We start from the raw sequence: 23,230 nt of genomic DNA, 5'->3' as shown, positions 1-23,230 counted from the left end.
GGGGACGGGAATCAGCCGACCCCGGCCGCCGACGACGCTCTCGCGACCGGGTGGCGGCGGGGAACCGGCGGGATTCGGCTGGGTTCAGGCGGGATTCGGGCTGGGTTCGGGCGGGTCAGCTCAGCGGAAGCCCGCTCGCGGTCCAACGGTCGCCGCGCTGCTCGACGACGAGCGGCAACCCGAAGCAGCGGGAGAGGTTCGAGGACGTCATCTCGGTCTCCAGCGGGCCGGCGGTGAGCACCTTGCCCTGCCGGATCATCAGGACGTGGGTGAAGCCCGGCGGGATCTCCTCGACGTGGTGCGTGACCATCAGCATCGAGGGCGCGTACGGGTCGCGGGCCAGCCGGCCGAGGCGACGCACCAGGTCCTCGCGCCCGCCGAGGTCCAGACCGGCGGCGGGCTCGTCGAGCAGCAGCATCTCGGGGTCGGCCATCATCGCGCGGGCGATCTGGGTGCGCTTGCGCTCGCCCTCGGAGAGGGTGCCGAACTTGCGGTCCAGGTAGTCGCTCATCCCGAGCCGGTCGAGGAACGCCCTGGCACGGTCCTCGTCGATCGTGTCGTAGGACTCCTGCCAGCCGGCGGTCATGCCGTAGGCGGCGGTGAGCACGGTCTGGAGCACGGTCTGGCTGCGCGGGAGCTTGTCGGTCAGCGCGCTGGAGGAGATGCCGATGCGCGGGCGGAGCTCGAAGACGTCGACCGCACCGAGCCGCTCGCTGAGGATGGAGACCGTCCCCGCGCTCGGGAAGAGGTAGCTGGAGGCGACGTTGAGCAGGGTCGTCTTCCCGGCGCCGTTGGGGCCGAGGATCACCCAGCGCTCGCCCTCCTTGACCGACCAGGAGACGTCCTCCACCAGAGCGCGCCCCCCGCGGACCACGGATACGTCCACCAGTTCCAGTACATCGCTCATGTCCGCGCTGTCTCCCAATTGACTCGCGTTTGCCCGCACCTGTGGGCACGGTCCCCTGCAAACCTACGTCACCGGACCGGCGTCCGGTTCCGCAGGCTTGTACCTATGGTGGTGGGATGCTCGAAGAACCTCGGTCCGGGCGCCTGGCCGCCTGGGGGAACGCACTGTACGCAGGCGCGGTCTCGCCCGACGAAGCGGCCCTGGAGGCCGTCGCGGACGATGCCGTGCACCGTGTCGGCAACCTGCCGGGCGAAGAGGGCCCGGTGGGGCTGACGTTGGCCCTGGGACGGTTGCGGTCGCTCGGCGCGACCGGACTGCGGGTCGCGCTTCCGGTGCCCGGACACCCGCTGGGCCTCACCGGCCCTCCCGACTTCAACTCCCGGGCGCTGGAGGCGGGCGAGGCCGTGCTCGTCTGCGGCGCGCGGCTCGGACTGGTGCCGCGGGTCGATTCCGCGGGCCCCGAGGGGGACCGCCGCGTGGAGGTGCGCTGGGAGTGCGCCGAGGTGCGGGAGGCCCCGCCGGCCGACGTGCCGAGTCTGGGCGAGGCGGAACGGGAGCTGGCGGACGCCCTGCGCGATGCCACCGCTGCGCTGACGCGGCTGGACGTAGCGGGCTCGGGACCGGTCGCGCGTGCGGCGCTCGAGGCGTACCAGGCACGGGCGGAGGCGGGCCGGCAGCTGCTGGCGCCCGGGTATCCGCCGCGGGCGGTCCGGGTGCTGGAGCTGGCTCAGCGGGTGGCCGCGGTGGTGGCCATCGCCCGCGAGCCCGAGCACGGCGGGGCGGTGAGTGCTTCCGAGATGGCGGCGCGCGGCGAGCTGCTGCGTCCGGTGGAGCGGGTCGCGCGGCGGGCCCAGGTGGCGGCGTACAACGCGTACGCGGAGGAGTGGGAGCGGCGCAACTCCTGAGGTGCGGCCGGGCTTTGGGCGGCGGCACACGGCGCGGCGCCCGGGCTTTCGGGAGCACCCGGGGCGGCGGGGCGGCAGGCACCGGCGCCGCGGGTCGGCCAACGCGGGGTCGGCCGGAGCAGGGGCGGCCGGCGCAGGGGCGGCCGGCGCGCTGCGGCGAACACTGCTCCGGGTTCGCGCGCGCCGGGTCCGGACATGCCGAGGGCCCCCGCACCGGGCGGGGGCCCTCGTTGCTTCAGACGCTCAGCCTGTCCTGGTGGACCTGGCTCAGTCGTTGATGCAGGTGTTGCCGAACGCCGGGTTCAGAACGCCGATGACGTTGATGGTGTTGCCGCAGACGTTCACCGGGACGTGCACCGGAACCTGGATCACGTTGCCGGAGATGACGCCGGGCGAGTGCGCGGCCTTGCCCTGGGCGCCGGAGTCGGCGAGAGCGGTACCGGCGGCACCGCCGACAGCGGCGCCGGCAGCGGCGAGAACGACGGCGGCCTTCGTGGCTGCGTTCATGAGATGTTCCTCCTGGTGACGGACCGTGACTCCGACCGCGGAGTCACACGCTGGGCAACGCGGCTGGTCGGAGAGAGACACGGTCTGGTGCGGTGTTCTGCGGCAGATACGCTCGTTCGGAGCAACTGCCGCACCCGGCAACGGATTTGTCGTCCGGGCCTCCCCGGGGCTCGTGCGGTGACGGCCCTCGGGGTGAGCGGCGCCGTGACGCCGCTCGAGGTCACTTGTTGATGCAGGTGTTGCCGAAGGTCGGGTTCAGCAGAGCGATGACGTTCACGGTGTTGCCGCAGACGTTCACCGGGACGCTCACCGGAACCTGGATGACGTTGCCGGAGACGACGCCGGGCGAGTGCACGGCCTGGCCCTCGGCGAGCGCGCCACCGGTCGCGGAAGCGGCACCGGCGGTGGCGGCAACGAAGCCACCGGCCGCCATCGTGATGGCAGCGGCCTTCTTCAGGTTCTTCACTTTCTCAACCCTCCTAGCGGTTGCCGCGGCGAGTTCGCCGCAGCACGCCATGGAGAACGGCGGTGCGCCCCGGCAGGGTGCGCGCTGTCCCGCCCAACCACCCGAGAGAGTGATTCGCGAGATCGCCCAGCAGGGGGTCTTGCCAGCGGCGTCGGGATCTGTCAGCGGGCGGCCGGTGGACCGGTGTTGACCGGCTCGGGCCGGGCGCGGAACTGCCGCCGGCCACGCTTCGGACGGTCGCCGAACAGGCGCGGAGCAGCTGCTGAGCAGGTACGGGCCGCCCGCGGGCCGCCCGGCTCGCGGACGGCCCGGGGCCGGTGCACGGAGCAGCGCGGGGCCGGGCGCGGGAGTGGGCGCGGGCGGGGTGTCAGTCGCCGATGCCGTGCCGAACGGCCCACAGTGCGGCCTGCGTCCGGTCCGCGAGGTCGAGCTTCATGAGGATGTTCGAGACATGGGTCTTGACCGTCTTCTCCGAGAGGACGAGGTGGCGGGCGATGTCCCGGTTGGACCGTCCGTCGGCGATCAGCCCGAGCACCTCGCGCTCGCGGTCGGTCAGCGTGCCCGGCCTCCCCTGCCCGGCGGCGGGGCTCTCCTGGGTCAACAGGGCGTCGGCGACCTCGGGTTGGAGCAGCACGTGGCCGGCGTGCACCGAGCGGATGGCGCCGGCGAGCGCGTCCGGGTCGATGTCCTTGTAGACGTAGCCGGCCGCGCCCGCTCGCAGCGCCGGAACGACGGTGCGCTGTTCGGTGAAACTGGTGACCACCAGCACCCGGGCCGGGTTCTCCGACCGGCGCAGCTCCCGCAGTGCCTGGATGCCGTCCGTCCCGGGCATCTTGACGTCCATCAGGACCACGGCGGGGCGCAACTCCTGCGCGAGCGCGACGGCCTGCGCGCCGTCCGCCGCCTCGCCGACCACCTCGATGTCCTCCTGGACCTCCAGGAAGGTGCGCAGACCTCGCCGTACGACCTGGTGGTCGTCGACCAGCAGTACGCGGATCCGGTCAGCCACCGGGCATCTCCAGCTCGATCGACGTGCCACGCCCGGGTGCGGACGAGACGGTGAGGGTGCCGCCGACACCGGCGGCGCGGTCGTTCATGGAGACCAGGCCCAGATGACGGCCGGCTCTGCGCACCTCGCCGGGGTCGAAGCCGCAGCCGTTGTCGGTGACCGCGAGACGGGCGCCGCCCGCGGCGGTGCGGTCCAGCGCCACCTCGACCCGGTCGGCGTCGGCGTGCCGCAGCGCGTTGTGCAGCGCCTCCTGGGCGACGCGCAGCACCGCCTCCTCCTGGGGCGAGGGCAGCACCCGTACGCCGTGGGCGGTGAAGGTCACGGTCGCGGCGTGGGCGCGGTGCAGCACCTGTACGTGCGCGCGCAGGGCCGCGACGAGACCGTCGTCCTCCAGCGCGGCGGGGCGCAACTCGACGACGGCGGCGCGGAGTTCGTCGGCGGCTTCGGCTGCCAGGGCGGCCACCTCGTGGAGCTCGGCCCTGGCCCGTTCGGGGTCGCGGTGCACCAGGGCGGCGGCGGCCTGCGAGGTGAGGCGCAGGGAGAAGAGCTTCTGGGCGACGGCGTCGTGGAGCTCGTGGGCGATCCGGGTCCGCTCGGCGGCGATGGTCAGCTCCCGCCCCCGTTCGTGGAGCCGGGCGTTGGACAGGGCGATGGCGGCGTGTTCGGCGAGCAGGCCGAGCAGCGCCTCGTCCTCCTCGGTGAAGGCGGACACGTCCTCGGGTGCGACCGCGCGCTCGTCGTCGGCCCCGGGACGGCGCTTGTTGGACAGGAAGAGCGCGCCCAGCACCTCCTCCCCGTCGACGACCGGCATGCCGAGGAAGTCGGTCAGCTCCGGGTGGGCCTGCGGCCATCCGCCGAACCGCGGGTCCCGGCGCACGTCGGCCAGTCGCTGCGGGGTGGCCTCCTGCAGCATCGCCGCGAGGATGCCGTGCTGGCGCGGCAGCGGGCCGATGGCCCTCCACTGCTCGTCGCTGACGCCGTCGACGACGAACTGGGCGAAACCGCCGCGGTCGTCGGGCACGCCCAGCGCCGCGTACTCGGCGTCCAGCAGCTCCCTGGCGGAGCGAACGATCGTCTGGAGCACCTCGCGCACCTGAAGCTGGCGGTTCATGGCGAGGATGGCGGTGCTGACGGCCGCCAACCCGGTGGTGAGCATGGGCTCACGGTACCGGCGGCCCTCCGCGCGCGGATCGGCCGCAGGGCCGGTTCGGCGACTGGTCGATGGTCCTAGGACGGCGGCAGGGCAGCGGCCGGGCGACGGTCTTGGGACGGCGGCCGGGCGACAGAAACGAAACGGTCGTGGCGGGACGGCCGGGGGCGAGCCCCGGAGTGACTCCGCGCACGAGACGCGGGTCACCTACGAAGGCGCTTCGGCGGCGAGGGCCGGGCGCGACGGCTCCGGGAGGCCGTACGCCGTGTTGTCGCGCCTCTTCGGGCGGCCGAGGACGAAGCCGGTTAGTAGCAACCACCTTTGTCCGTTTCGCCATGACTTGTTACCCATATCGGGAGCGCAGGGCGTCTGCGCGACTCTTCCGGAAGGTGAGCACCGCCATGTCCGTGCGCTCAGGACTCGACCGCCTCGCGGGCCGCGCCGAGTCGAGGCTCTCCAACTGCTCCACCGGCCGCCGGGTCGTCGTGGCGGGCGCCGCGACCATCGGCGCGGCGACGCTCGCCCTCTCCGGCCTGTCCGGGCACGCGCACGCGCAGCCGCTCGCGGCGCAGGACACGGTGGACCGCAGTGTGGTCGCCGACGCCCAGCAGGCGGCACGGGAGGCCACCGGGGGCGACCGCCAGTACGAGTGCTTCTCGCGGATCGTCGAGCAGGAGAGCGACTGGGACCACACCGCCCAGGATCCGCAGAGCGACGCGTACGGCCTCCTGCAGGCCGACCCGGAGGACGGGACGGCCGACGCCGGTTCCGACTGGCGCACCGACCCGGCGACGCAGGCCCGGTGGGCCGTGCAGTGGCTGGACGAGCGGTACGGCAGCACCTGCGCGGCCTGGGACGTGTGGAAGCAGCACGACCAGCCCTGAGGCCCGAGGCGCACACCCCCGAGGCGCACACCCCGAGGACGCACGAACGGCGGCGGTGCCCCTGGCGAGGGGCGCCGCCGCCGTGGTGACCGTGCTCCGGACGCACCCGGAGGAGCCGGCCGTTACTTGCGCATGACCTCGGGCTCGTGCCGACGCAGGAAGCGGGCGACGACGAAGCCGCACAGGACCGTCATCCCCAGCAGCACGCCCATGTTCAGGAACCAGGTGCCGAGTTCGTTCTGCCAGAGCCCGTCGTAGTCGTCGGGGTCCTTGGGGTTCCACGGCAGCAGGACGTTCAGCTGGACGGTGTTGCCCATACCGGCGACGGCCCAGCGCGAGGGCATCAGCCAGGCGAACTGCTCGATGCCGGGCTTGTCGTAGATCTGGAAGAGCACACCGGTGAAGACGACCTGCACGATCGCGAACATCACCAGCAGCGGCATCGTCTTCTCGGAGGTCTTCACCAGCGAGGAGATGATCAGGCCGACCATCATGGAGGCCATGCCGAGCGCGATGACCACCAGCGTCATCTCGATCGCGGGGGTGTCCGCGAAGAGCAGGCCCTCCTCGGGCATCTTGCGCGGCAGGAAGCCGATCGCGCAGATGATCACGCCCTGGAGCGCGGTGATCATTCCAAGCACGATGACCTTCGACATCAGATACGCGGACCGGGAGAGGCCGGTCGCGCGTTCGCGCTCGTAGATCACCCGTTCCTTGATGAGTTCCCGCACGGAGTTGGCCGCCGCCGAGAAGCACATGCCGACCACCAGGATCAGCAGGATGGTGCTCGCGTCCCGGTTGGTGAAGGTGGGCTCCGCGCCCAGGCCCAGCCCGTGGTCGGAGGGGATCACCACGCTCACGATGCCGAGCACCGCGGGCAGGATGAACATCAGTCCGATGAAGCCGCGGTCGGAGGCGATCACCGAGCAGTAGCGCCGCATCAGCGTCCACAGCTGGGAGCCCCAGCTCTGGGGTTTCTGCAGTCTGGTCTGCTGCTGCTGCCAGTTGACCGGCTGCGGGGCGACGGCGTCGATGTCGGCGGCGTACAGCTGGTAGTGCTCCGAGCCGCGCCAGCGGCCCATCCAGTCGTAGTCGCGGTAGTTCTCGAAGGCCGAGAAGACGTCGGCCCAGGTGTCGTAGCCGAAGAAGTTCAGGGCTTCCTCGGGCGGGCCGAAGTAGGCCACGCCGCCGCCCGGCGCCATCACCAACAGCTTGTCGCACAGCTGGAGTTCGGCGACGGAGTGGGTGACGACCAGCACGGTGCGGCCGTCGTCGGCCAGTCCGCGCAGCAGCTGCATCACGTCGCGGTCCATGCCCGGGTCCAGGCCCGAGGTCGGCTCGTCCAGGAAGATCAGGGACGGCTTGGTCAGCAGCTCCAGCGCCACCGACACCCGCTTGCGCTGGCCGCCGGAGAGCGAGTGGATGCGCTTGTCGGCGTGGATGTCGAGCTTCAGCTCGGCCAGGACCTCCTCCACGCGCTGGTTGCGCTCGGCGTCGGCGACGTCCCCGGGGAAGCGGAGCTTGGCGGCGTACCGCAGCGCGGTGCGCACCTTGAGCGCGGTGTGCAGGATGTCGTCCTGCGGAACGAGCCCGATGCGGTGCCGCAGCTCGGCGAACTGCAGGTAGAGGTTCCGGTTGTCGTAGAGCACTTCGCCCTGGTTGGCGGGCCGGTAGCCGGTGAGCGCCTTGAGCAGCGTGGACTTGCCGGAGCCGGACGGGCCGATCACCGCAATGACGGACTTCTCGGGCACGCCGAAGGAGACGTCGTTGAGGATCGTCTTGCCGCCGTCGACCTGGACGGTCAGATGGCGGGCGGCGAAGGAGACCTCACCGGTGTCGACGAACTCCTCGAGGCGGTCGCCGACGAGTCGGAACGTCGAGTGGCCGACGCCGACGATGTCGCTGGGGCCCAGCTGCTGGCGGCCGTTCTTGGGCAGCTGCCGGCCGTTGACGTAGGTGCCGTTGTGGCTGCCGAGGTCGTGGATCTCGTAGCGGCCGTCGGGGCTCGCCAGGAACTCCGCGTGCAACCGCGATACCTGGAGGTCGGAGACGACCAGCTCGTTCTCCAGGGCACGGCCGATGCGCATCACCCGGCCGAGCGCCAGCTGGTGGAAGGTGGTCGGGCTGCGGTCGCCCCCGCCCGACGCGGGCGCCCCCTGCGCCTGCGGGCGTCCCTGCGCCTGCGGGCGTCCCTGCGCCTGCTGCCCCGGCCCGCCCTGCTGACCCGACTGGCCCGGGTACTGCTGCGCCTGCTCCGGCTGGCGCTGCTGCGGAGGCGCGCTCTGCGGCGCGGCCTGCTGGTACCCCTGCACCGGCGCCGCCGGCCCGCCCTGCTGCTGCGGCCAGCCTCCCTGCGGCGACTGGTGTCCCTGTGGCTGGTGGCCCTGCTGCGGCGGCTGCTGATACCCCTGCTGCTGCATCTGCGGGGACTGCTGCCAGCCCTGCTGCGCTGCCTGCTGCTGGGCTGCCTGCTGCGGCGCGGCGGGCGCGGGCGCACCCTGGGCCGCCGTCTGCGGCGACATCGCGGGCGAACCGCTGAAGGTCAGCCGCGGCCCGTCCGTCGCGTTGCCGAGGTTGACCACCGAACCGGGCCCCACGTCCACGTGCTGGACGCGATGGCCATGGCTGAAGGTCCCGTTGGTGCTGCCCACGTCCTCGACGATCCAGCCCTGACCGCCCCACCGGACGGCCGCGTGCCGCCAGGAGACGCGAGCGTCGTCGATCACGAGGTCACCCTGCGGATCACGGCCCAGGGTGTACGACCTGGACGGGTCCAACGTCCAGGTCCGACCGTTCAGTTCCAGTACGAGTTCCGGCACTCCACGCCCCACAAATTGGTCCCCCGAGCTACCCCCGGTCCAGGGGGTCTTGGGATGGCGAACATCGTGGGGAACTATTCCAGGCTCGACCTGTTTATCGGAAGTCGGGCCGTGGAACTGCCACCGTCCGGAGACATGCCGCCCGAACTTGCCCTCGACAAAGCATCTCGAAAGCGGCATTCGACGCGGGTCACTCCCCCGGCGCACTCCGCCGGTACGCTCCGCCGGTCCGTACGCCCCCGTACGCCGGACGAGCCGAATCTCCGTCCGTCCGGCACCGCGCTCCCCCGCCGGGGCGTCCTCGTCCCCCGCCGGCCGCCGGTGCGCGCGGAGCCCCACCGCCCGCCGCCGGTCGACGGACAGCGGGCGAACAGCCGGTGACCATCCGTCGACCGGGATACGGACGCGCGTACGGACCCGTCCCACTCCCGATACCGTGGGGATCACCATGAGCGCATCGCACGCATCGCACATCACGCCCGCGGTCACCGACTCGACCGACGAGGACGCCCCCACCCTGCTGGTCAAGATCTTCGGCAGGGACCGCCCCGGCATCACCGCCGGACTCTTCGACACCCTGGCCGCGTACGGGCTGGACGTCATCGACATCGAGCAGGTCGTCACACGTGGCCGGATAACGCTGTGCGCGCTGGTCACCGCGCCCACCGGGGAGGCGGACGGCGCCACCGAGGGCGAGTTGCGGGCCACCGTGCACAGTTGGGCCGACTCGCTGAAGCTCCAGGCGGAGATCATCTCCGGGCACGGCGACAACAGCCCGCGAGGCACCGGCCGTTCACATGTGACGATGCTCGGCCACCCGCTCTCGGCCGAGTCCACGGCCGCCATCACGGCGGCCATCACCGGCACCGGCGGCAACATCGACCGCATCTTCCGGCTGGCCAAGTACCCCGTCACCGCAGTGGAGTTCGACGTCTCGGGCGCCGACACCGCCACCCTGCGCACCGCGCTCGCCACCAAGGCCGCCGCGAAGCGGGTGGACGTCGCGGTGGTCTCCTCCGGGCTCCAGCGTCGCGCCCAGCGGCTGGTGGTGATGGACGTGGACTCCACGCTCATCCAGGACGAGGTGATCGAGCTCTTCGCCGCGCACGCGGGCTGCGAGGCGGAGGTGGCGGGCGTCACCGAGGCGGCGATGCGCGGCGAGCTGGACTTCGAGCAGTCCCTGCACGCCCGGGTGGCGCTGCTGAAAGGCCTGGACGCCTCGGTGGTCGAGAAGGTCCGCTCCGAGGTGCGGCTCACTCCGGGCGCGCGCACCCTGGTCCGTACGCTCAAGCGGCTGGGTTACCAGGTCGGAGTGGTGTCGGGCGGCTTCACCCAGGTCACCGACGACCTCCAGGAGCGCCTCGGCCTGGACTTCGCCTCCGCCAACACCCTGGAGATCGTCGACGGCCGGCTGACCGGTCGGGTCACCGGCGAGATCGTGGACCGCGCCGGCAAGGCCCGGCTGCTGCGCAGGTTCGCCGAGCAGGCCGGCGTACCGCTGGAGCAGACCGTGGCGATCGGCGACGGCGCCAACGATCTGGACATGCTCAACGCCGCCGGCCTCGGGGTGGCGTTCAACGCCAAGCCGCTGGTCCGCGAGGCCGCGCACACCGCGGTGAACGTGCCGTTCCTGGACACCGTGCTCTACCTGCTGGGCATCACCCGTGACGAGGTCGAGGCCGCCGACATCCGGGACTGAGCCGGCGCACCCGGCCCCGCGAGGCGTACGGGCCCGCGCGCCGGCCGTCGGCGCCCCGACGCTCGAAGGGTGCGGCCACGGTGCACGCACCGCGACCGCACCCCGGGGTACGGCTCAACTCATCTGTGCCGAAACGGCGTTGACGCTCCTGGTCCTGCCCTGGCCGCGGTTACTCGTGCGGCGCCCAGTGCTCGGTGAGCCTGGCCGAGCCGGGCTGGAGCGCCTTCCAGTCGCCGGCGAAGGCGAGCACGGCGACCGCGGAGGTCGGGAAGCCCAGCCGCTCCATGTGGCCGGCCGCCGCGGGCTCCGCCTCTCCGGTGAGCACCTCGGCCACGCCCTGGATGCCGGGGTTGTGGCCGACGACCAGAAGCTCGGTGCAGTCCTCGGGCAGCTCGTTGAGGACGGCGATGATCTCGCCGGGCGAGGCTTCGTACAGTCGGTCCTCGTAGACGGTCTTCGGCCGGTGCTCCAGGCGGGAGACCACGAGCTTCCAGGTCTCGCGGGTGCGTACAGCGGTGGAGCAGAGAGTCAGGTCGAAGTTGATCCGCCGGGCGGCGAGCCAGTCCCCGGCGACCGGGGCGTCCTTGCGGCCTCTCTCGGCGAGCGGACGGTCGTGGTCGGCGCCGTCGGGCCAGTCGGCTTTGGCGTGGCGGAGTAGAACGATTCTGCGGGACACATCGACGCTCATGCCTCCAGCTTCGCACGAAATGGCGCGCACAGCCCGGGGAGTTGGGGACTCACTTGACGCGTATGCGCAGCCGCAGAAGGGGCCTCGGCGTCGCCGCGGGCACGGGCGGTCAGCCGCCGAAGGTCTGCTGCACCCGCGCCACCAGCTCGCTGAGCACCCGCCCCGAGGAGACCTCCGAGGGCGCGGGCGTACCGAGCGAGGGCAGCGTCAGCAGTGCGACGAACGCCAGCACCGGGAGGGCCAGGGCCCACCAGGGCAGGGAGGAGGCGCGGGGAGCGAGTGGGCGGGAGGTGTTCGGTCGGGCACGGCCGGTCATCGTCGCTCGCCTCCGTGGCTTCGTCGTCACCGTCGTTGTGACGTTGCTTCGACGCTACGGCGCCCGGCGACGACTTCCCATCCGGTCAACCACCCATCCCACCCTGAGCAACTCCCCCTAGGGGTGCGGGGGCAGGCACCACCACGGCCCCGCGATCCGCAGGTCGCAGCCTGCGCGACGCCGGTCGCCCCGGTGCGCTCAGGGCGAGGCGATGGTGGCGATCACACCGATCACCACGGAGATGCCGATCATGGCGCCGAAGACCAGCAGCAGCTTCTTCTGGCCATCTCGGGGGTTCGGTTCGAGTACGGGCATGACGCCAGTGTCTCACTCAGCCGCCGTCCTCCACGAAGCGGTGCCGACCGGCGAGGACCCCGACGGCGAGCTGCACCACGAGCAGCCCGCACATCATCAGCAGCGGCGGGTTCCAGCTGCCGGAGGCGTCGTGGAGCACGCCCACCAGGAGCGGGCCGGGAATGGCGATCAGATAGCCCGTGCTCTGCACGAAGGCCGACAGCTTCGCCACCCCGACGCCCGTCCGGGACCGCATGCCGATCATGGTCAGCACCAGCGGGAACGCGCAGTTGGAGACGCCGAGCAGCAGCGCCCACAGCACGGGGGCCGACGTCGGGGCAAGGATCAGACCGGTGTATCCGCCCAGACCGCACAGCGCCAGTACGGCGGCGAGCGGTCCCTGGTGGCTGAGCGCCGCGGCCACCCGGGGCAGCACGAAGGAGAGCGGGATGCTCACGCCCATGGCGACGGCCATCAGCGCGCCCGCGGTGCTCGCGGACAGCCCCGAGTCGCGGTAGATCTGCGCCAGCCAACCGATCACCACGTACGCGCCGGTGGCCTGCAGGCCGAAGAAGACGCCGAGCGCCCAGGCGGTGGCGGAACGGCTCATCCGGAACGCCGGCGCGGGTGCGCCCGGCGGGGCGACGGCCGCGCCGCCGGTCGCCGCGGCCTCCCTGCGGCGCCGGAGCAGCAGCACCGCGCCGAACGGCAGCATCGCCACCAGCGCGAGCAGCGCCCACACCCCGAGCCCGAAGCGCCAACTGCCGCCCACCGCCTGGGTGAGCGGCACCGTCAGCGCGGCGGCGCCCGAGGTGCCGACGGCCAGCGCGGTGGAGTACAGCCCGGTCATGGTGCCGACCCGGTCGGGGAACCAGCGCTTGACCACGACGGGCATCAGTACGTTGCCGACCGCGATACCGGCGAGCGCCAGCGCGGTCGTGAGCAGGAAGACGGCGGTTCCGCCGGCCAACGCGCGCAGGGCCAGCCCGGCCGCGAGCGCGCCCATGGCGGCGACCACGACGACGAGCGGCCCGAATCGGCGGGCCAGCCGCGGGGCGAGGCTGCCGAAGACGGCGAAGCACAGCGCCGGCACCGAGGTGAGCACCCCGAGGACCGCGCCGCTGAGGCCGAGGCCGGTGCGGACCTCCTCCAGCAGCGGCCCCAGTCCGGAGACTGCCGGACGCAGGTTGAGCGCGACCAGGACCAGTCCCACGGCGACCAGCACCCGCGTGCCGCGCGAGGCGAGCGCCGAGCGCACGGGCCCCCCGGGCTGCCGACCGCCCGGGACTTCGCGGGGAGCGTCGGTGGTGCCGGCCTCTCCGGTCACGGTTTCGGTCGCGGTTTCGGTCGCGGTGGTGTCGAGGTGGCCGGTGGTGTCGACGGCCGCGGTGGGAGGGGCGGACGGGGCCGTACCGCTGCCGAAAGTGGTCGAGCCGCCGTCGGCCGTGTGCTGTAGTGCGATCCGTTCGTCCTTACCCATGCGGTCCATCATAGAATGATGGGATGAATAAGGGCCAACGGTCCCACCCATCACCGACGCCCGACCGAGGAACCCGATGTCGCTGAACACCCCACGCCGCTCCGCGCTCTCCGACCAGGTCATCGACGCGGTACGCCAGCAGATCGTCTCGGGCGCCTGGCCGGTGGGCAGCCGCATCCCCACCGAGCCCGAGCTCGTGGAACAGCTGGGTGTGGCACGCAACACGGTGCGCGAGGCGATCCGGGCGCTCGCCCACAACGGGCTGCTCGACATCCGGCAGGGCGCCGGCACCTTCGTCGTCGCCACCAGCGAGCTGGCCGGGGTGATGCAGCGCCGCTTCGCCGAGGCCGACCCGCAGCACATCGCGGAGCTGCGCTCGGCGCTGGAGGCCGAGGGCGCCCGACTGGCGGCCCACCGACGCACCGACGCCGACCTGGTCCAGCTCGACCTGCTGCTGGAACGCCGTGAACTCGCCTGGGAATCGGGCGAGGTGGGACGTTTCGTGGAGGCCGACGCCACCCTGCACCTGGCCATCGTCCAGGCCTCCCACAACGAGGTGCTCACGGCCCTGCACGCCGACCTCGGCGACGTGCTGCGCGACTTCCTGCGGTTCGACGTCGGCGAGGAGCTGCGGGAGGAGCGCTACATCGAGCACGCCGCGATGGTCGAGGCGATCCGCCGACAGGACGCGGAGGCAGCGGCGCGGGAGGCGGGCTCGTACGCCGGCGGCTGCCGGAACGTGCGCCGCAAGCGCCGGTAGCCCTGGCGGCCCCGGCGGGCGCGGCACCGGGCGACGACGGTGCGGCGGCAGGGCGGTGCGTGCCCTCGCGGTGCGCGGCCCGGGCGGCCCCGGCGGCGGCTCGTACCCCGGCGGTACGCGGCCCGTACGGAACGCGACGACGCCCGTACCGTGCGGCGGAGCACGGTACGGGCGTCGGTCTGCGGGTGGCGTCGCCGCCCGGCGGATGCCGGGGTGACCGGCACCGGACGACTCGGGCCCGGGGCCCGGGAGTCGCGGGGCGACGGAGTGTCAGCGGGGCGCCGGCTCAGGCACCCATCATGTGCACGCCGCCGTCGACGTGGACGATCTCGCCGGTGGTCTTGGGGAACCAGTCCGACAGCAGCGCGACCACGCCGCGTGCGGCCGGCTCCGGGTCGGCGAGGTCCCAGCCGATGGGCGCGCGGTGGTTCCACACGTCCGCGAGGTCCTCGAAGCCCGGAATGGACTTCGCCGCCATGGACTTGATCGGTCCGGCGGAGATCAGGTTGCAGCGGATGTCCTTGTGGCCGAGGTCGCGGGCCAGGTAGCGGGAGGTCGACTCCAGTGCGGCCTTGGCCACGCCCATCCAGTCGTACTTCGGCCAGGCGAACTGGGCGTCGAAGTCCATGCCGACGACCGATCCGCCGCGCTTCTCCAGCAGCGGAAGCACCGCCGTGGTCACGGACTTGAGCGAGTAGGCCGAGACCTCCACCGCGGTGGCCACCGAGTCCCACTCGGTGTTGAGGAAGTTGCCGCCGAGGGCGTCCTGCGGGGCGAAGGCGATCGAGTGCACGACCCCGTCCAGGCCCACTCCCTCGCCGAGCTGTTCGGCGACCCGGTCGCACAGGGTGTCGAGGTGCTCCTTGTTCTGGACGTCGAGCTCCAGGACGGGCGCCTCCTTCGGAAGGCGCTTGGCGATGCGCTGCACCAGGCTGAGCCGCCCGAAGCCGGTCAACACGACCTCGGCGCCCTCCTCCTGGGCGAGCCGCGCCGCGTGGAAGGCAATCGAGGAGTCGGTCAGCACTCCGGTGACCAGAATGCGCTTGCCTGCGAGAAGTCCGCTCATGATCAGTGCCCCATGCCCAATCCGCCGTCGACAGGGATGACGGCTCCGGTGACGTATGCGGCATCCTCCGATGCCAGGAACCGCGCGGTGGCGGCGATTTCGTCGGGCTGCGCGTAGCGGCCGAGCGGCACCTGGCCGACGATCTTCTCGCGCTGCTCGTCGCTCAGCGCACGGGTCATGTCGGTGTCGACGAAACCGGGCGCGAGGACGTTGCAGGTGATGTTGCGCGAGCCGAGCTCACGGGCGATCGAACGCGCGAACCCGACCAGACCCGCCTTGGAGGCCGCGTAGTTGGCCTGCCCCGCGGAGCCCAGCAGGCCGACGACGGAGGAGATCAGCACGACACGTCCGCTGCGGGCCCGCAGCATGGGACGCGTCGCACGCTTGACCACGCGGAAGGTGCCGGTGAGGTTGGTCTCCAGGACCGAGGTGAAGTCCTCCTCGGACATCCGCAGCAGCAACTGGTCGCGGGTGACGCCGGCGTTGGCGATCAGGACCTGGACCGCGCCCTGCTCCTCCTCGATCGTCTTGAACGCCTGCTCCACCTGCTCCTGGTCGGTGATGTCGCAGCGGACGGCCAGGAAGCCCTCGGGCGGTTCGCCGGACCGATAGGTGATGGCCACCCGGTCCCCCGCGTCGGCGAAGGCCCGCGCGATGGCGAGACCGATGCCGCGGTTGCCTCCCGTGACTAGTACGGAGCGGCTCAAGAGAGACACCTTCTCTGTCGTAGTTCTGTCGTACGGTTCTGTCGTACGTTCTGTCGTGGTCGCACAGAACGGGCGCCGCCGTCGGGGCCGGGCCCCGGACCGCGTACACCTGCACTCCGCAAACTACCGGGCCGGATGCCGCCAGCCGCTCTCAGTCCTCCACAGCGGCATCCACCGACTCCTGTCGGGTCCCGACAGACATCCCCCCGACCTGACAAGGTCCCGCCCTTCCGGCCCCCTTCACGCTCCGCCCTCCGCTTCCCCGCACCGTTCGGGGCCCGTTCCGCACGGCCTGCCCGAAGTGCCCGCTGCGGCGGCCGCGGCCCGCTCCGACATCCGCAGCGCCGTCACGGTCCGACAAGGCATGATCGGTGGCCGACCCCGGGAGGTAGTTGTGCCCCAACCGATTGACGAGACGTTCACCGCGCTGCCGCTGCGCCCGCTCGCAGACGCCGCGCTGGCCCGTGCCAGGGCGCTGGGCGCCGAGCACGCCGACTTCCGCTGCCAGCGCGTGCGCGACGCGACGCTGCGGCTGCGAGACGGCCGGGTGGCGGGGTCCGGTGACTCCACCGACGTCGGCTACGCGGTGCGCGTCGTGCACGACGGCGCCTGGGGCTTCGCCTCCGGCGTCGACTTCACCATGGACGCCGCGGCCCGGGTCGCCGGCCAGGCCGTGGCGATGGCGAAGCTCTCCGCACGGGTACGGCGCACGGCCGGCTCCCAGGAGCGCGTGGAGCTGGCGGAGGAGCCCTCGCACGGCGAGCGCAGCTGGGTCTCGGCGTACGAGAAGAACCCGTTCGACGTGCCCGAGGAGGAGCGCGCCGAGCTGTTGGCCCGATGGAGCCGGCGGCTGCTGGCGGCCGACGGGGTGGACCACGTCGACGCGACGCTGCTCGCGGTGCAGGAGAACAAGTTCTACGCGGACTCCGCGGGGACCGTCACCACCCAGCAACGGGTGCGCACACACCCGGAGCTGACCGCTGTCTCGGTCGCCGACTCCGGTGCCTTCGACTCGATGCGCACCCTCGCGCCGCCGGCCGGCCGCGGCTGGGAGTACCTGGAGGGCACCGGCTGGGACTGGGACGCCGAACTCGCCGAGATCCCGGAGCTGTTGGCGCAGAAGATGGCCGCGCCCAGTGTCGAGGCGGGCGCGTACGACCTGGTGATCGACCCGTCCAACCTCTGGCTGACGATCCACGAGTCCATCGGCCACGCCACCGAACTGGACCGCGCCCTGGGCTACGAAGCGGCGTACGCGGGCACCTCGTTCGCCACCTTCGACCGGCTGGGCACACTCGAGTACGGCTCCTCCTTGATGAACGTGACCGGCGACCGGACCGCCGTGCACGGTCTGGCGACCATCGGCTACGACGACGAGGGCGTCGCCGCGCAGTCCTGGGACCTGGTGCGCGACGGGGTCCTCACCGGCTACCAGCTGGACCGCTCGATGGCCCGGCTGACCGGTCTGGGGCGTTCCAACGGCTGCGCGTTCGCCGATTCGGCCGGCCACGTGCCGGTCCAGCGGATGGCCAACGTCTCCCTGCAGCCGGCGCCGAGCGGCCCGAGCACCGAGGAGCTCATCTCCGGGGTGGAGCGCGGCATCTACGTCGTCGGCGACCGCTCCTGGTCCATCGACATGCAGCGGTACAACTTCCAGTTCACTGCGCAGCGCTTCTACCGGATCGAGAACGGCAGGCTCGCCGGCCAGCTCAAGGACGCGGCGTACCAGGCGACCACCACCGACTTCTGGGGGTCCATGGAGGCGGTGGGCGGCGAGGAGACCTACGTGCTCGGCGGCACCTTCCGCTGCGGCAAGGCCCAGCCGGGCCAGGTCGCCGCCGTCTCGCACGGCTGCCCGAGCGCGCTCTTCCGCGGCGTCAACATCCTCAACACCACCCAGGAGGCCGGCCGATGACCAACGCATCCACCCCCGCACCGCACGAGGTCGTCGAACGCGCGCTCGCGCTTTCCAGGACCGACGGCTGCGTGGTCATCGCCGAGGAGCGCTCCACCGCCAACCTGCGCTGGGCCGCCAACGCGCTCACCACCAACGGCACCACCCGCTCCCGCAACCTCACCGTCATCGCCACGGTCGACGGGCAGGAGGGCACCGCCTCCGCGGTCGTCTCCCGATCCGCCGTCACCGACGGGGAGTTGGAGACGCTCGTACGGGCCGCGGAGCAGGCCGCGCGGAACGCCGGCCCCGCAGAGGACGGACGCCCGCTGGTCCCGGGCGGAGCAGCCGACGAGGACTTCGCCGCTCCGCCCGCCGAGACCTCGCCCGAGGTCTTCGCCGACTTCGCCCCCGCGCTCGGCGAGTCCTTCGCCCGCTCCCGCGCGGCCGACCGCGAGCTGTACGGCTTCGCCCTGCACGAGATGGTCAGCACCTACCTGGGCAGCTCCACCGGGCTGCGGCTGCGCCACGACCAGCCCACCGGGACCCTGGAGCTCAACGCCAAGTCCGGCGACCGTACGCGCTCGGCCTGGGCCGGCCGTGCGACCCGGGACTTCGCCGACATCGACCTGGCCGCCGAGGAGTCCGCGCTGGGCAGGCGCCTGGAGTGGGCGCGACGCCGGGTGGACCTGCCCGCGGGCCGGTACGAGACGCTGCTCCCGCCGAGCTCGGTAGCCGATCTGCTGATCTACCAGCTGTGGTGCTCCGCGGCCCGGGACGCCGCCGAGGGCCGCACGGTCTTCTCCGCGCCCGGCGGCGGCACCCGCGTCGGCGAGCGGCTCACCGACCTGCCGCTGAACCTCTACAGCGATCCGCACGCCGACGGCCTCCAGAGCGCGCCCTTCCTGGTGGCTCACTCCTCGGGCGAGGACACCTCGGTCTTCGACAACGGCCTGCCGCTGGCCCGTACCGACTGGCTGGAGCGGGGCACGCTGGAGCGGCTGGTCACCACCCGCCACTCCGCCGAGCTGACCGGGCTGCCGCTCGCCCCCGCCGCGGACAACCTGGTGCTGGACGGCGGCGGCGGTCGCTCGTTGGAGGAAATGGTCGCCGACACCGAGCGCGGGCTGCTGGTCACCTCGCTGTGGTACATCCGCGAAGTCGACCCGGCCTCGCTGCTGTTGACCGGGCTGACCCGGGACGGCGTGTACCTGGTCGAGGGCGGCGAGATCGTCGGCGCGGTGAACAACTTCCGCTTCAACGAGTCGCCTGTCGCGGTGCTCGGCCGCGCGAGCGAGGCAGGCGTCACCGAGCGCACCCTCTCGCGCGAGTGGGGCGACTACTTCCCGCTCACCGCGATGCCGGCACTGCGCGTTCCGGACTTCAACATGAGCTCGGTCAGCCCCGGCGTGTGACACGGCGGTCCGAACCGGCCCGGCGCACGACACGGGCGGGCCGGTCCGGACGCAGCCGCCCACGCGGCCGGCCACCACCGCCCACACGGCCCGCCCCCGGCGCCCGCCGACCGGCGACCGGTGTCCGGCCGGATCCGCGGGCGGGCCGCCCCACTAGACTCGGCCCGTACCTCCGCGGCCGTCGCAACCACGCCGGCCCCTGCCCGTACCTCGTCGAACCCCTCGTCCGCCCCGGTCGAGCCCTTGTCGAACCGTCGAATCCCACCGACCCGAACCACAGGAACCCCCGATGACACGCCTCGGCGACTCCGTCGCACGTGCCGGCAGGCTGCTGGCGCAGGACCTCTCCTCCGACTCCGCCGTGGAGCAGCTGCTCACCGAGACGACCGCGAGGCGCGGTCTGGATCTGACGGATCTCTCGGCCGACGAGCAGGCCGCTCTGATCGCCGCGCGCACGGTGGACGTGCTGCCCGGAGTGGAGCAGCTGGCCGCCCGCATCGAGCGGCGCCGCTCCGAGGGCACCGGCCTGCGGGTGAAGCTGGGGGTGGACCCGACCGGTTCGGACATGCACCTGGGCCACGCGGTCCCGGTGCTCACCCTGAGTCGCTTCCAGCGCATGGGCCACGAAGTCGTCCTGATCATCGGGGACTTCACCGCCAAGATCGGCGATCCGTCCGGGCGTACGGCCGAGCGGCCTCCGCTCACCGACGAGGACATCGCTCAGAACATGGCGACCTACAAGGAGCAGGTCCGGCCCTTCCTCGACTTCGAGCAGGTCCGTTTCGCGCAGAACAGCGAGTGGCTCGGCCCGTACACCTTCCCTGAGCTGCTGGGGCTGCTCTCCCAGGTGCCGGTCTCCCAGCTGCTCCAGCGCGACGACTTCCGCACCCGGCTCGCCGAGGGTTCGGGGCTGACGATGTCGGAGCTGCTGTACCCGGTGGCGCAGGCGCTGGACTCGGTGGCACTGGAGAGCGACGTCGAGCTCGGCGGCGCCGACCAGCTGCTCAATCTCCAGATGGGCCGCAAGCTGATGGAGTTGCGCGGGCAGACCCCCCAGCTGGTGGTCACCAACGCGCTGATCGAGGGCACCGACGGCACCGGCGCCAAGATGTCCAAGTCCAAGGACAACTACGTCGGTCTGCGGTCCACCGCCGAGGACGTCTTCGGGAAGATCATGTCCATCCCGGACCGGCTGATCGAGCCCTACCTCAAGGCCTGGACCGAGTGGTCCGACGAGGAGGTCGCGCTCGCCCTCCGGCGGGTGGCGGAGCGGGATCTGCACCCGATGGACCTGAAGAAGATCCTTGCGGGCGAGGTCGTGTCGGTGCTCTTCGACGTACCGAGTGCGATGAAGGCCCGTGCGGGCTTCGTCGCACAGTTCTCCAAGAAGTCCTTCGGCGACGTCGGCACGCTGCCCACCGTCGACGCGTCCGTGTACGGCGCCGAGGGCGTCGCCGCCGTGCTGGCGCGGGTGCTGGAGTTCGTGCCCAGCGCCTCGGCCGCACGGCGACTGGCCAAGCAGAACGCGCTGCGCGTGGTCGTCGAGGCCGCCGAAGGGCAGCAGACGGCCGTGCTCTCGGAGAGCGACGCGCTGCGCCCGCTGGCCGAGGTCGTGCGGGAGAAGCTGGCCGAGTCCGGGGCGTCCGGCTCGGTCTACCTCAAGGCCGGGCGCAAGTTGGCCGAGATCACCGGCCTCTGAGCCCGCAAGCCGACGCCTCCGAGCCGGCGGGCCGGCGCACGGCGACCGGAGCGAGACACGGCAGCGGCCGGTCCCCTGACGCGGGGGCCGGCCGCTGCCGTGTGTGCCGGGGGGCGGGGCTCAGGTTCTCCTGCCGCCGTCGCCGCCGCGTTTCATCGAGGCGTACAGCGGCGCGCCGAGCGCGACCACGAGGACCGCTCCGCCGAGTTGCAACGCGTGTCTGATCCAGTCGATGCCCTTGGTGTTGTCCACGCCGATCCATCCGGCCACCAGGTTTCCCAACAGGCTTCCGATCATTCCGAAGATGACCGTCAACCACAGCGGAATGCCCTGCTTGCCGGGAAGGATCGCGCGGGCCAGCACGCCGAGGATGAGCCCGACGATGATCGCCCACAACCAGCTCATGACGCCTCCGTCTCATGCGCACCCTGCGCGGCCTTCAGGCTGCTTCGCGCCACCGCCAGGCGCACCGCGACGTGAGCCGAACGCGTGAACGCACCCGCCCGGACCTGGGCGGGACCGGCCGCGCACCGAGGCGTACCGTGGGGGTCGTCAAGGGGTGGTGGTGACGGTGAGCAGACGGCACGAACCAGAGGTCTTCCGGATCAGCGGAGCGCGTCGCGGCCTGTCGGAGGATGTGCGCGGCAGGGAGCGGCGGTATGTCGTCTCGATGCTGGCGCGCACCCTCTCGGTGCTGCTGACGGTCGCGCTGTGGAACGTCTCGCGGCCGCTGGCCGTGGTGATGCTGGCCCTCGGGGTGGTGCTCCCGTACATCGCCGTGGTGATCGCCAACGCGGGGCGGGAGAACTCCCCCGCCATCCCGTCCTCGCTGCTGGGCGCGCCCTCCAGGCCCCGGCTCGGTGCGGGCGCCGACACTCCGGCGGAACGACCCCCCGAGCCGACCGGCGAGCGGTCCCGGCAGGGGGCCGGCGGAGGACCTGCCGAACCGCCCGGTCGGACCCCGGGGCCCGACGGGCCCGCTGCGGCGCACGGACCGGGCGCGCCTTCGAACGGGCCCTGAGCCGGGGGAAGTTGACGAAGGGTCATCGCGCCGGGCGCACACTGCACCGGGGCGGCGATTCGGGAGGTTGCGGTCACCGGCGCGGCGATGCCGTGCGATACTTCTAGCGCGCTCCGCATCCCCCGTCGGAGCGACCGAACGACGCCGGGCAGCTCCCCCCGTGGCTGCCCGGCGTCGTCATGTCCCGGCGCGGTTCGCCCCCGTGCACATGTTTGGATGGGGCGCGTGACGACTGAGGACACCGCCATCTGCTCCGCCAAGGGCTGCCGCCTCCCCGCGGTGTGGGTGCTCGCCTGGAACAACCCCAAGCTGCACACCCCGGACCGCCGGAAGACCTGGCTCGCCTGCGAGGACCACCGCGAGCATCTGTCGAACTTCCTGGATCTGCGCGGCTTCCTCAAGGATGTCGTCACCCTCGAGGAGTGGCACGACTCAGCCGCCGATGGCTGACATCGGGCGGTCCGGCTGCACGAAGGAGGGGTCGTCGATGCCGGCCCCGGCCTTCTTGCCCCACATCGCGGTCCGCCACAGAGCGGCGACCTCCGCGTCCTGCGCGCCGCCGCGCAGCGCGCCCCGCAGATCCGACTCCTCGGTGGCGAACAGGCAGGTGCGGACCTGCCCGTCGGCGGTCAGCCGGGTGCGGTCGCAGGCCCGGCAGAACGGTCTGGTCACGGAGGCGATGACGCCCACGGTGTGCGGGCCGCCGTCCACGGTCCAGCGCTCGGCGGGCGCCGAACCGCGCTGTCTGCTGCCCTCGTTGTCGAGGGTGAAGCGGGTACGGAGCGAGGCCAGGATGTGCTCGGCGGTGATCATGCCCTCGCGCTGCCAGCCGTGCTGGGCGTCCAGCGGCATCTGCTCGATGAACCGCAGCTCGTACTCGTGCTCGATCGCCCAGGCGAGCAGATCGGGTGCCTCGGTGTCGTTGAGACCGGGCATCAGCACCGCGTTGACCTTGACCGGGGTGAGCCCGGCCTCCTTTGCCGCGGCGAGCCCGCGCAGCACGTCGGCGTGGCGCTTGCGGCGGGTCATCCGACGGAAGACCTCGGGGTCGAGCGTGTCGAGGGAGACGTTGACCCGGTCGAGCCCCGCGGCGGCGAGGGCGGTCGCGGTGCGCTCCAGCCCGATGCCGTTGGTCGTCAGCGAGAGCTTCGGACGGGGCGAGAGCGCGGCGCACCGCTCGACGATCGAGACCAGTCCGGGGCGCAGCAGCGGCTCTCCCCCGGTGAACCTGACGTCCCTCACGCCCAGCTCGGCCACCGCGATATCCACCAGCCGGACGATCTCGTCGTCGGTGAGCAGCTCGGGCTTGGCGAGCCACTGCAGCCCCTCCTCGGGCATGCAGTAGGTGCAGCGCAGATTGCAGCGGTCGGTCAGCGAGACCCTCAGGTCGGTGGCGACCCGGCCGTAGGTGTCCAGCAGCATCCGGAGTCAGCCTCCCAGCAGTTCGTCGCGCCTCTTGCTTCCGACAGTACGCCAGCCCGCCGACATTCAACAGATCGTTGAACTCGATTGTGTACCGCCACGCGTTGCCTTTTGATCTCGTT

23 protein-coding genes are annotated in these 23,230 nt (G+C 72.1%); 9 read left to right on the top strand and 14 right to left on the bottom strand.

Annotation, left to right across the window (positions count from 1 at the left end; genetic code table 11):
• Window positions 1–115: 115 nt before the first annotated feature.
• The gene (locus MTQ01_RS11155) at window positions 116–907 is read right to left on the bottom strand and encodes an ABC transporter ATP-binding protein (RefSeq protein WP_247489088.1); all 792 of its coding nucleotides are present in this window, start codon (window positions 905–907) and stop codon (window positions 116–118) included.
• A gap of 116 nt (window positions 908–1,023) precedes the next feature.
• On the opposite strand from MTQ01_RS11155, the gene MTQ01_RS11150 reads away from it, so the two are divergent.
• Window positions 1,024–1,812 (top strand): hypothetical protein, encoded by a 789-nt coding sequence (locus tag MTQ01_RS11150; RefSeq protein WP_247489087.1) that lies wholly within the window; start codon window positions 1,024–1,026, stop codon window positions 1,810–1,812.
• Window positions 1,813–2,079: 267 nt separating this feature from the next.
• On the opposite strand, the gene MTQ01_RS11145 is transcribed toward MTQ01_RS11150, so the two are convergent.
• From MTQ01_RS11145 to MTQ01_RS11130, 4 genes are all read right to left on the bottom strand, one after another.
• The gene (locus MTQ01_RS11145) at window positions 2,080–2,319 is read right to left on the bottom strand and encodes a chaplin (protein ID WP_211041485.1); all 240 of its coding nucleotides are present in this window, start codon (window positions 2,317–2,319) and stop codon (window positions 2,080–2,082) included.
• A gap of 220 nt (window positions 2,320–2,539) precedes the next feature.
• Window positions 2,540–2,785 carry a chaplin gene (locus MTQ01_RS11140; RefSeq protein ID WP_247489085.1) on the bottom strand — a complete coding sequence of 82 codons (246 nt, stop codon included), beginning with the start codon at window positions 2,783–2,785 and terminating at the stop codon, window positions 2,540–2,542.
• A gap of 367 nt (window positions 2,786–3,152) precedes the next feature.
• Complete coding sequence (locus tag MTQ01_RS11135; protein ID WP_247489083.1) at window positions 3,153–3,794, bottom strand: response regulator transcription factor; 642 nt, start codon at window positions 3,792–3,794, stop codon at window positions 3,153–3,155.
• On the bottom strand, window positions 3,787–4,950 hold the full coding sequence (locus MTQ01_RS11130; protein ID WP_247489081.1) for a GAF domain-containing sensor histidine kinase: 1,164 nt from the start codon (window positions 4,948–4,950) through the stop codon (window positions 3,787–3,789). The genes MTQ01_RS11135 and MTQ01_RS11130 overlap by 8 nt, the downstream gene beginning before the upstream one ends.
• 395 nt (window positions 4,951–5,345) lie before the next feature.
• Between MTQ01_RS11130 and MTQ01_RS11125 the strand changes: the two genes are divergently transcribed.
• Window positions 5,346–5,828, top strand: coding sequence for a transglycosylase SLT domain-containing protein (locus tag MTQ01_RS11125; protein WP_247489079.1), 483 nt, complete (start codon window positions 5,346–5,348; stop codon window positions 5,826–5,828).
• A gap of 122 nt (window positions 5,829–5,950) precedes the next feature.
• On the opposite strand, the gene MTQ01_RS11120 is transcribed toward MTQ01_RS11125, so the two are convergent.
• A complete protein-coding gene (locus MTQ01_RS11120; protein ID WP_247489077.1) occupies window positions 5,951–8,659 on the bottom strand; it encodes an FHA domain-containing protein in 2,709 nt (902 codons plus the stop codon).
• Between the two features lie 436 nt (window positions 8,660–9,095).
• Between MTQ01_RS11120 and serB the strand changes: the two genes are divergently transcribed.
• A complete protein-coding gene (gene serB, locus MTQ01_RS11115) occupies window positions 9,096–10,346 on the top strand; it encodes a phosphoserine phosphatase SerB (protein ID WP_247489075.1) in 1,251 nt (416 codons plus the stop codon).
• A 169-nt stretch (window positions 10,347–10,515) separates the two neighbouring features.
• On the opposite strand, the gene MTQ01_RS11110 is transcribed toward serB, so the two are convergent.
• The 4 genes from MTQ01_RS11110 to MTQ01_RS11100 all read right to left on the bottom strand — a co-directional run bounded on the left by MTQ01_RS11110 (window position 10,516) and on the right by MTQ01_RS11100 (window position 13,124).
• Window positions 10,516–11,034, bottom strand: a complete 519-nt coding sequence (locus MTQ01_RS11110) for a histidine phosphatase family protein (RefSeq protein WP_247489074.1) — start codon at window positions 11,032–11,034, stop codon at window positions 10,516–10,518.
• 109 nt (window positions 11,035–11,143) lie between these two features.
• Window positions 11,144–11,350 (bottom strand): hypothetical protein, encoded by a 207-nt coding sequence (locus tag MTQ01_RS11105; RefSeq protein WP_247489073.1) that lies wholly within the window; start codon window positions 11,348–11,350, stop codon window positions 11,144–11,146.
• 198 nt (window positions 11,351–11,548) lie between these two features.
• Window positions 11,549–11,665, bottom strand: a complete 117-nt coding sequence (locus tag MTQ01_RS24935) for an SGM_5486 family transporter-associated protein (protein WP_282613422.1) — start codon at window positions 11,663–11,665, stop codon at window positions 11,549–11,551.
• 16 nt (window positions 11,666–11,681) lie between these two features.
• The gene (locus tag MTQ01_RS11100) at window positions 11,682–13,124 is read right to left on the bottom strand and encodes an MFS transporter (protein WP_247489072.1); all 1,443 of its coding nucleotides are present in this window, start codon (window positions 13,122–13,124) and stop codon (window positions 11,682–11,684) included.
• A 76-nt stretch (window positions 13,125–13,200) separates the two neighbouring features.
• Here MTQ01_RS11100 and MTQ01_RS11095 point away from each other — a divergent pair, with 76 nt between their 5' ends.
• The gene (locus MTQ01_RS11095; RefSeq protein ID WP_247489071.1) at window positions 13,201–13,884 is read left to right on the top strand and encodes a FadR/GntR family transcriptional regulator; all 684 of its coding nucleotides are present in this window, start codon (window positions 13,201–13,203) and stop codon (window positions 13,882–13,884) included.
• Between the two features lie 286 nt (window positions 13,885–14,170).
• Here the strand turns inward: MTQ01_RS11095 and fabI are convergent, their stop codons facing one another.
• Together fabI and fabG are read right to left on the bottom strand one after the other, a co-directional pair.
• Window positions 14,171–14,950, bottom strand: coding sequence for an enoyl-ACP reductase FabI (gene fabI, locus MTQ01_RS11090; protein WP_247489070.1), 780 nt, complete (start codon window positions 14,948–14,950; stop codon window positions 14,171–14,173).
• A 2-nt stretch (window positions 14,951–14,952) separates the two neighbouring features.
• Window positions 14,953–15,657 (bottom strand): 3-oxoacyl-[acyl-carrier-protein] reductase, encoded by a 705-nt coding sequence (gene fabG, locus MTQ01_RS11085; protein WP_211038883.1) that lies wholly within the window; start codon window positions 15,655–15,657, stop codon window positions 14,953–14,955.
• Between the two features lie 364 nt (window positions 15,658–16,021).
• Here fabG and MTQ01_RS11080 point away from each other — a divergent pair, with 364 nt between their 5' ends.
• The 3 genes from MTQ01_RS11080 to tyrS all read left to right on the top strand — a co-directional run bounded on the left by MTQ01_RS11080 (window position 16,022) and on the right by tyrS (window position 20,665).
• Window positions 16,022–17,572 (top strand): TldD/PmbA family protein, encoded by a 1,551-nt coding sequence (locus MTQ01_RS11080; protein WP_282613421.1) that lies wholly within the window; start codon window positions 16,022–16,024, stop codon window positions 17,570–17,572.
• Window positions 17,569–18,966, top strand: coding sequence for a TldD/PmbA family protein (locus MTQ01_RS11075; protein ID WP_247489068.1), 1,398 nt, complete (start codon window positions 17,569–17,571; stop codon window positions 18,964–18,966). The genes MTQ01_RS11080 and MTQ01_RS11075 overlap by 4 nt, the downstream gene beginning before the upstream one ends.
• 289 nt (window positions 18,967–19,255) lie before the next feature.
• Window positions 19,256–20,665 (top strand): tyrosine--tRNA ligase, encoded by a 1,410-nt coding sequence (gene tyrS, locus MTQ01_RS11070; protein ID WP_247489067.1) that lies wholly within the window; start codon window positions 19,256–19,258, stop codon window positions 20,663–20,665.
• A 120-nt stretch (window positions 20,666–20,785) separates the two neighbouring features.
• On the opposite strand, the gene MTQ01_RS11065 is transcribed toward tyrS, so the two are convergent.
• The gene (locus tag MTQ01_RS11065; protein ID WP_247489066.1) at window positions 20,786–21,070 is read right to left on the bottom strand and encodes a GlsB/YeaQ/YmgE family stress response membrane protein; all 285 of its coding nucleotides are present in this window, start codon (window positions 21,068–21,070) and stop codon (window positions 20,786–20,788) included.
• A gap of 166 nt (window positions 21,071–21,236) precedes the next feature.
• Between MTQ01_RS11065 and MTQ01_RS11060 the strand changes: the two genes are divergently transcribed.
• Window positions 21,237–21,686, top strand: a complete 450-nt coding sequence (locus MTQ01_RS11060; RefSeq protein ID WP_247489065.1) for a DUF3099 domain-containing protein — start codon at window positions 21,237–21,239, stop codon at window positions 21,684–21,686.
• 225 nt (window positions 21,687–21,911) lie between these two features.
• Window positions 21,912–22,136, top strand: a complete 225-nt coding sequence (locus MTQ01_RS11055) for a hypothetical protein (protein ID WP_374207692.1) — start codon at window positions 21,912–21,914, stop codon at window positions 22,134–22,136.
• Here the strand turns inward: MTQ01_RS11055 and moaA are convergent.
• The gene (moaA, locus tag MTQ01_RS11050; protein ID WP_247489063.1) at window positions 22,119–23,108 is read right to left on the bottom strand and encodes a GTP 3',8-cyclase MoaA; all 990 of its coding nucleotides are present in this window, start codon (window positions 23,106–23,108) and stop codon (window positions 22,119–22,121) included. The genes MTQ01_RS11055 and moaA overlap by 18 nt on opposite strands.
• Window positions 23,109–23,230: the final 122 nt, after the last annotated feature.

Source organism: Streptomyces sp. XM4193 (genome assembly GCF_023072595.1).
Lineage (GTDB): Bacteria > Actinomycetota > Actinomycetes > Streptomycetales > Streptomycetaceae > Streptomyces.
Note: the sequence above shows the minus strand (reverse complement) of the source record. Positions and strands in the feature narration are given on the sequence as shown.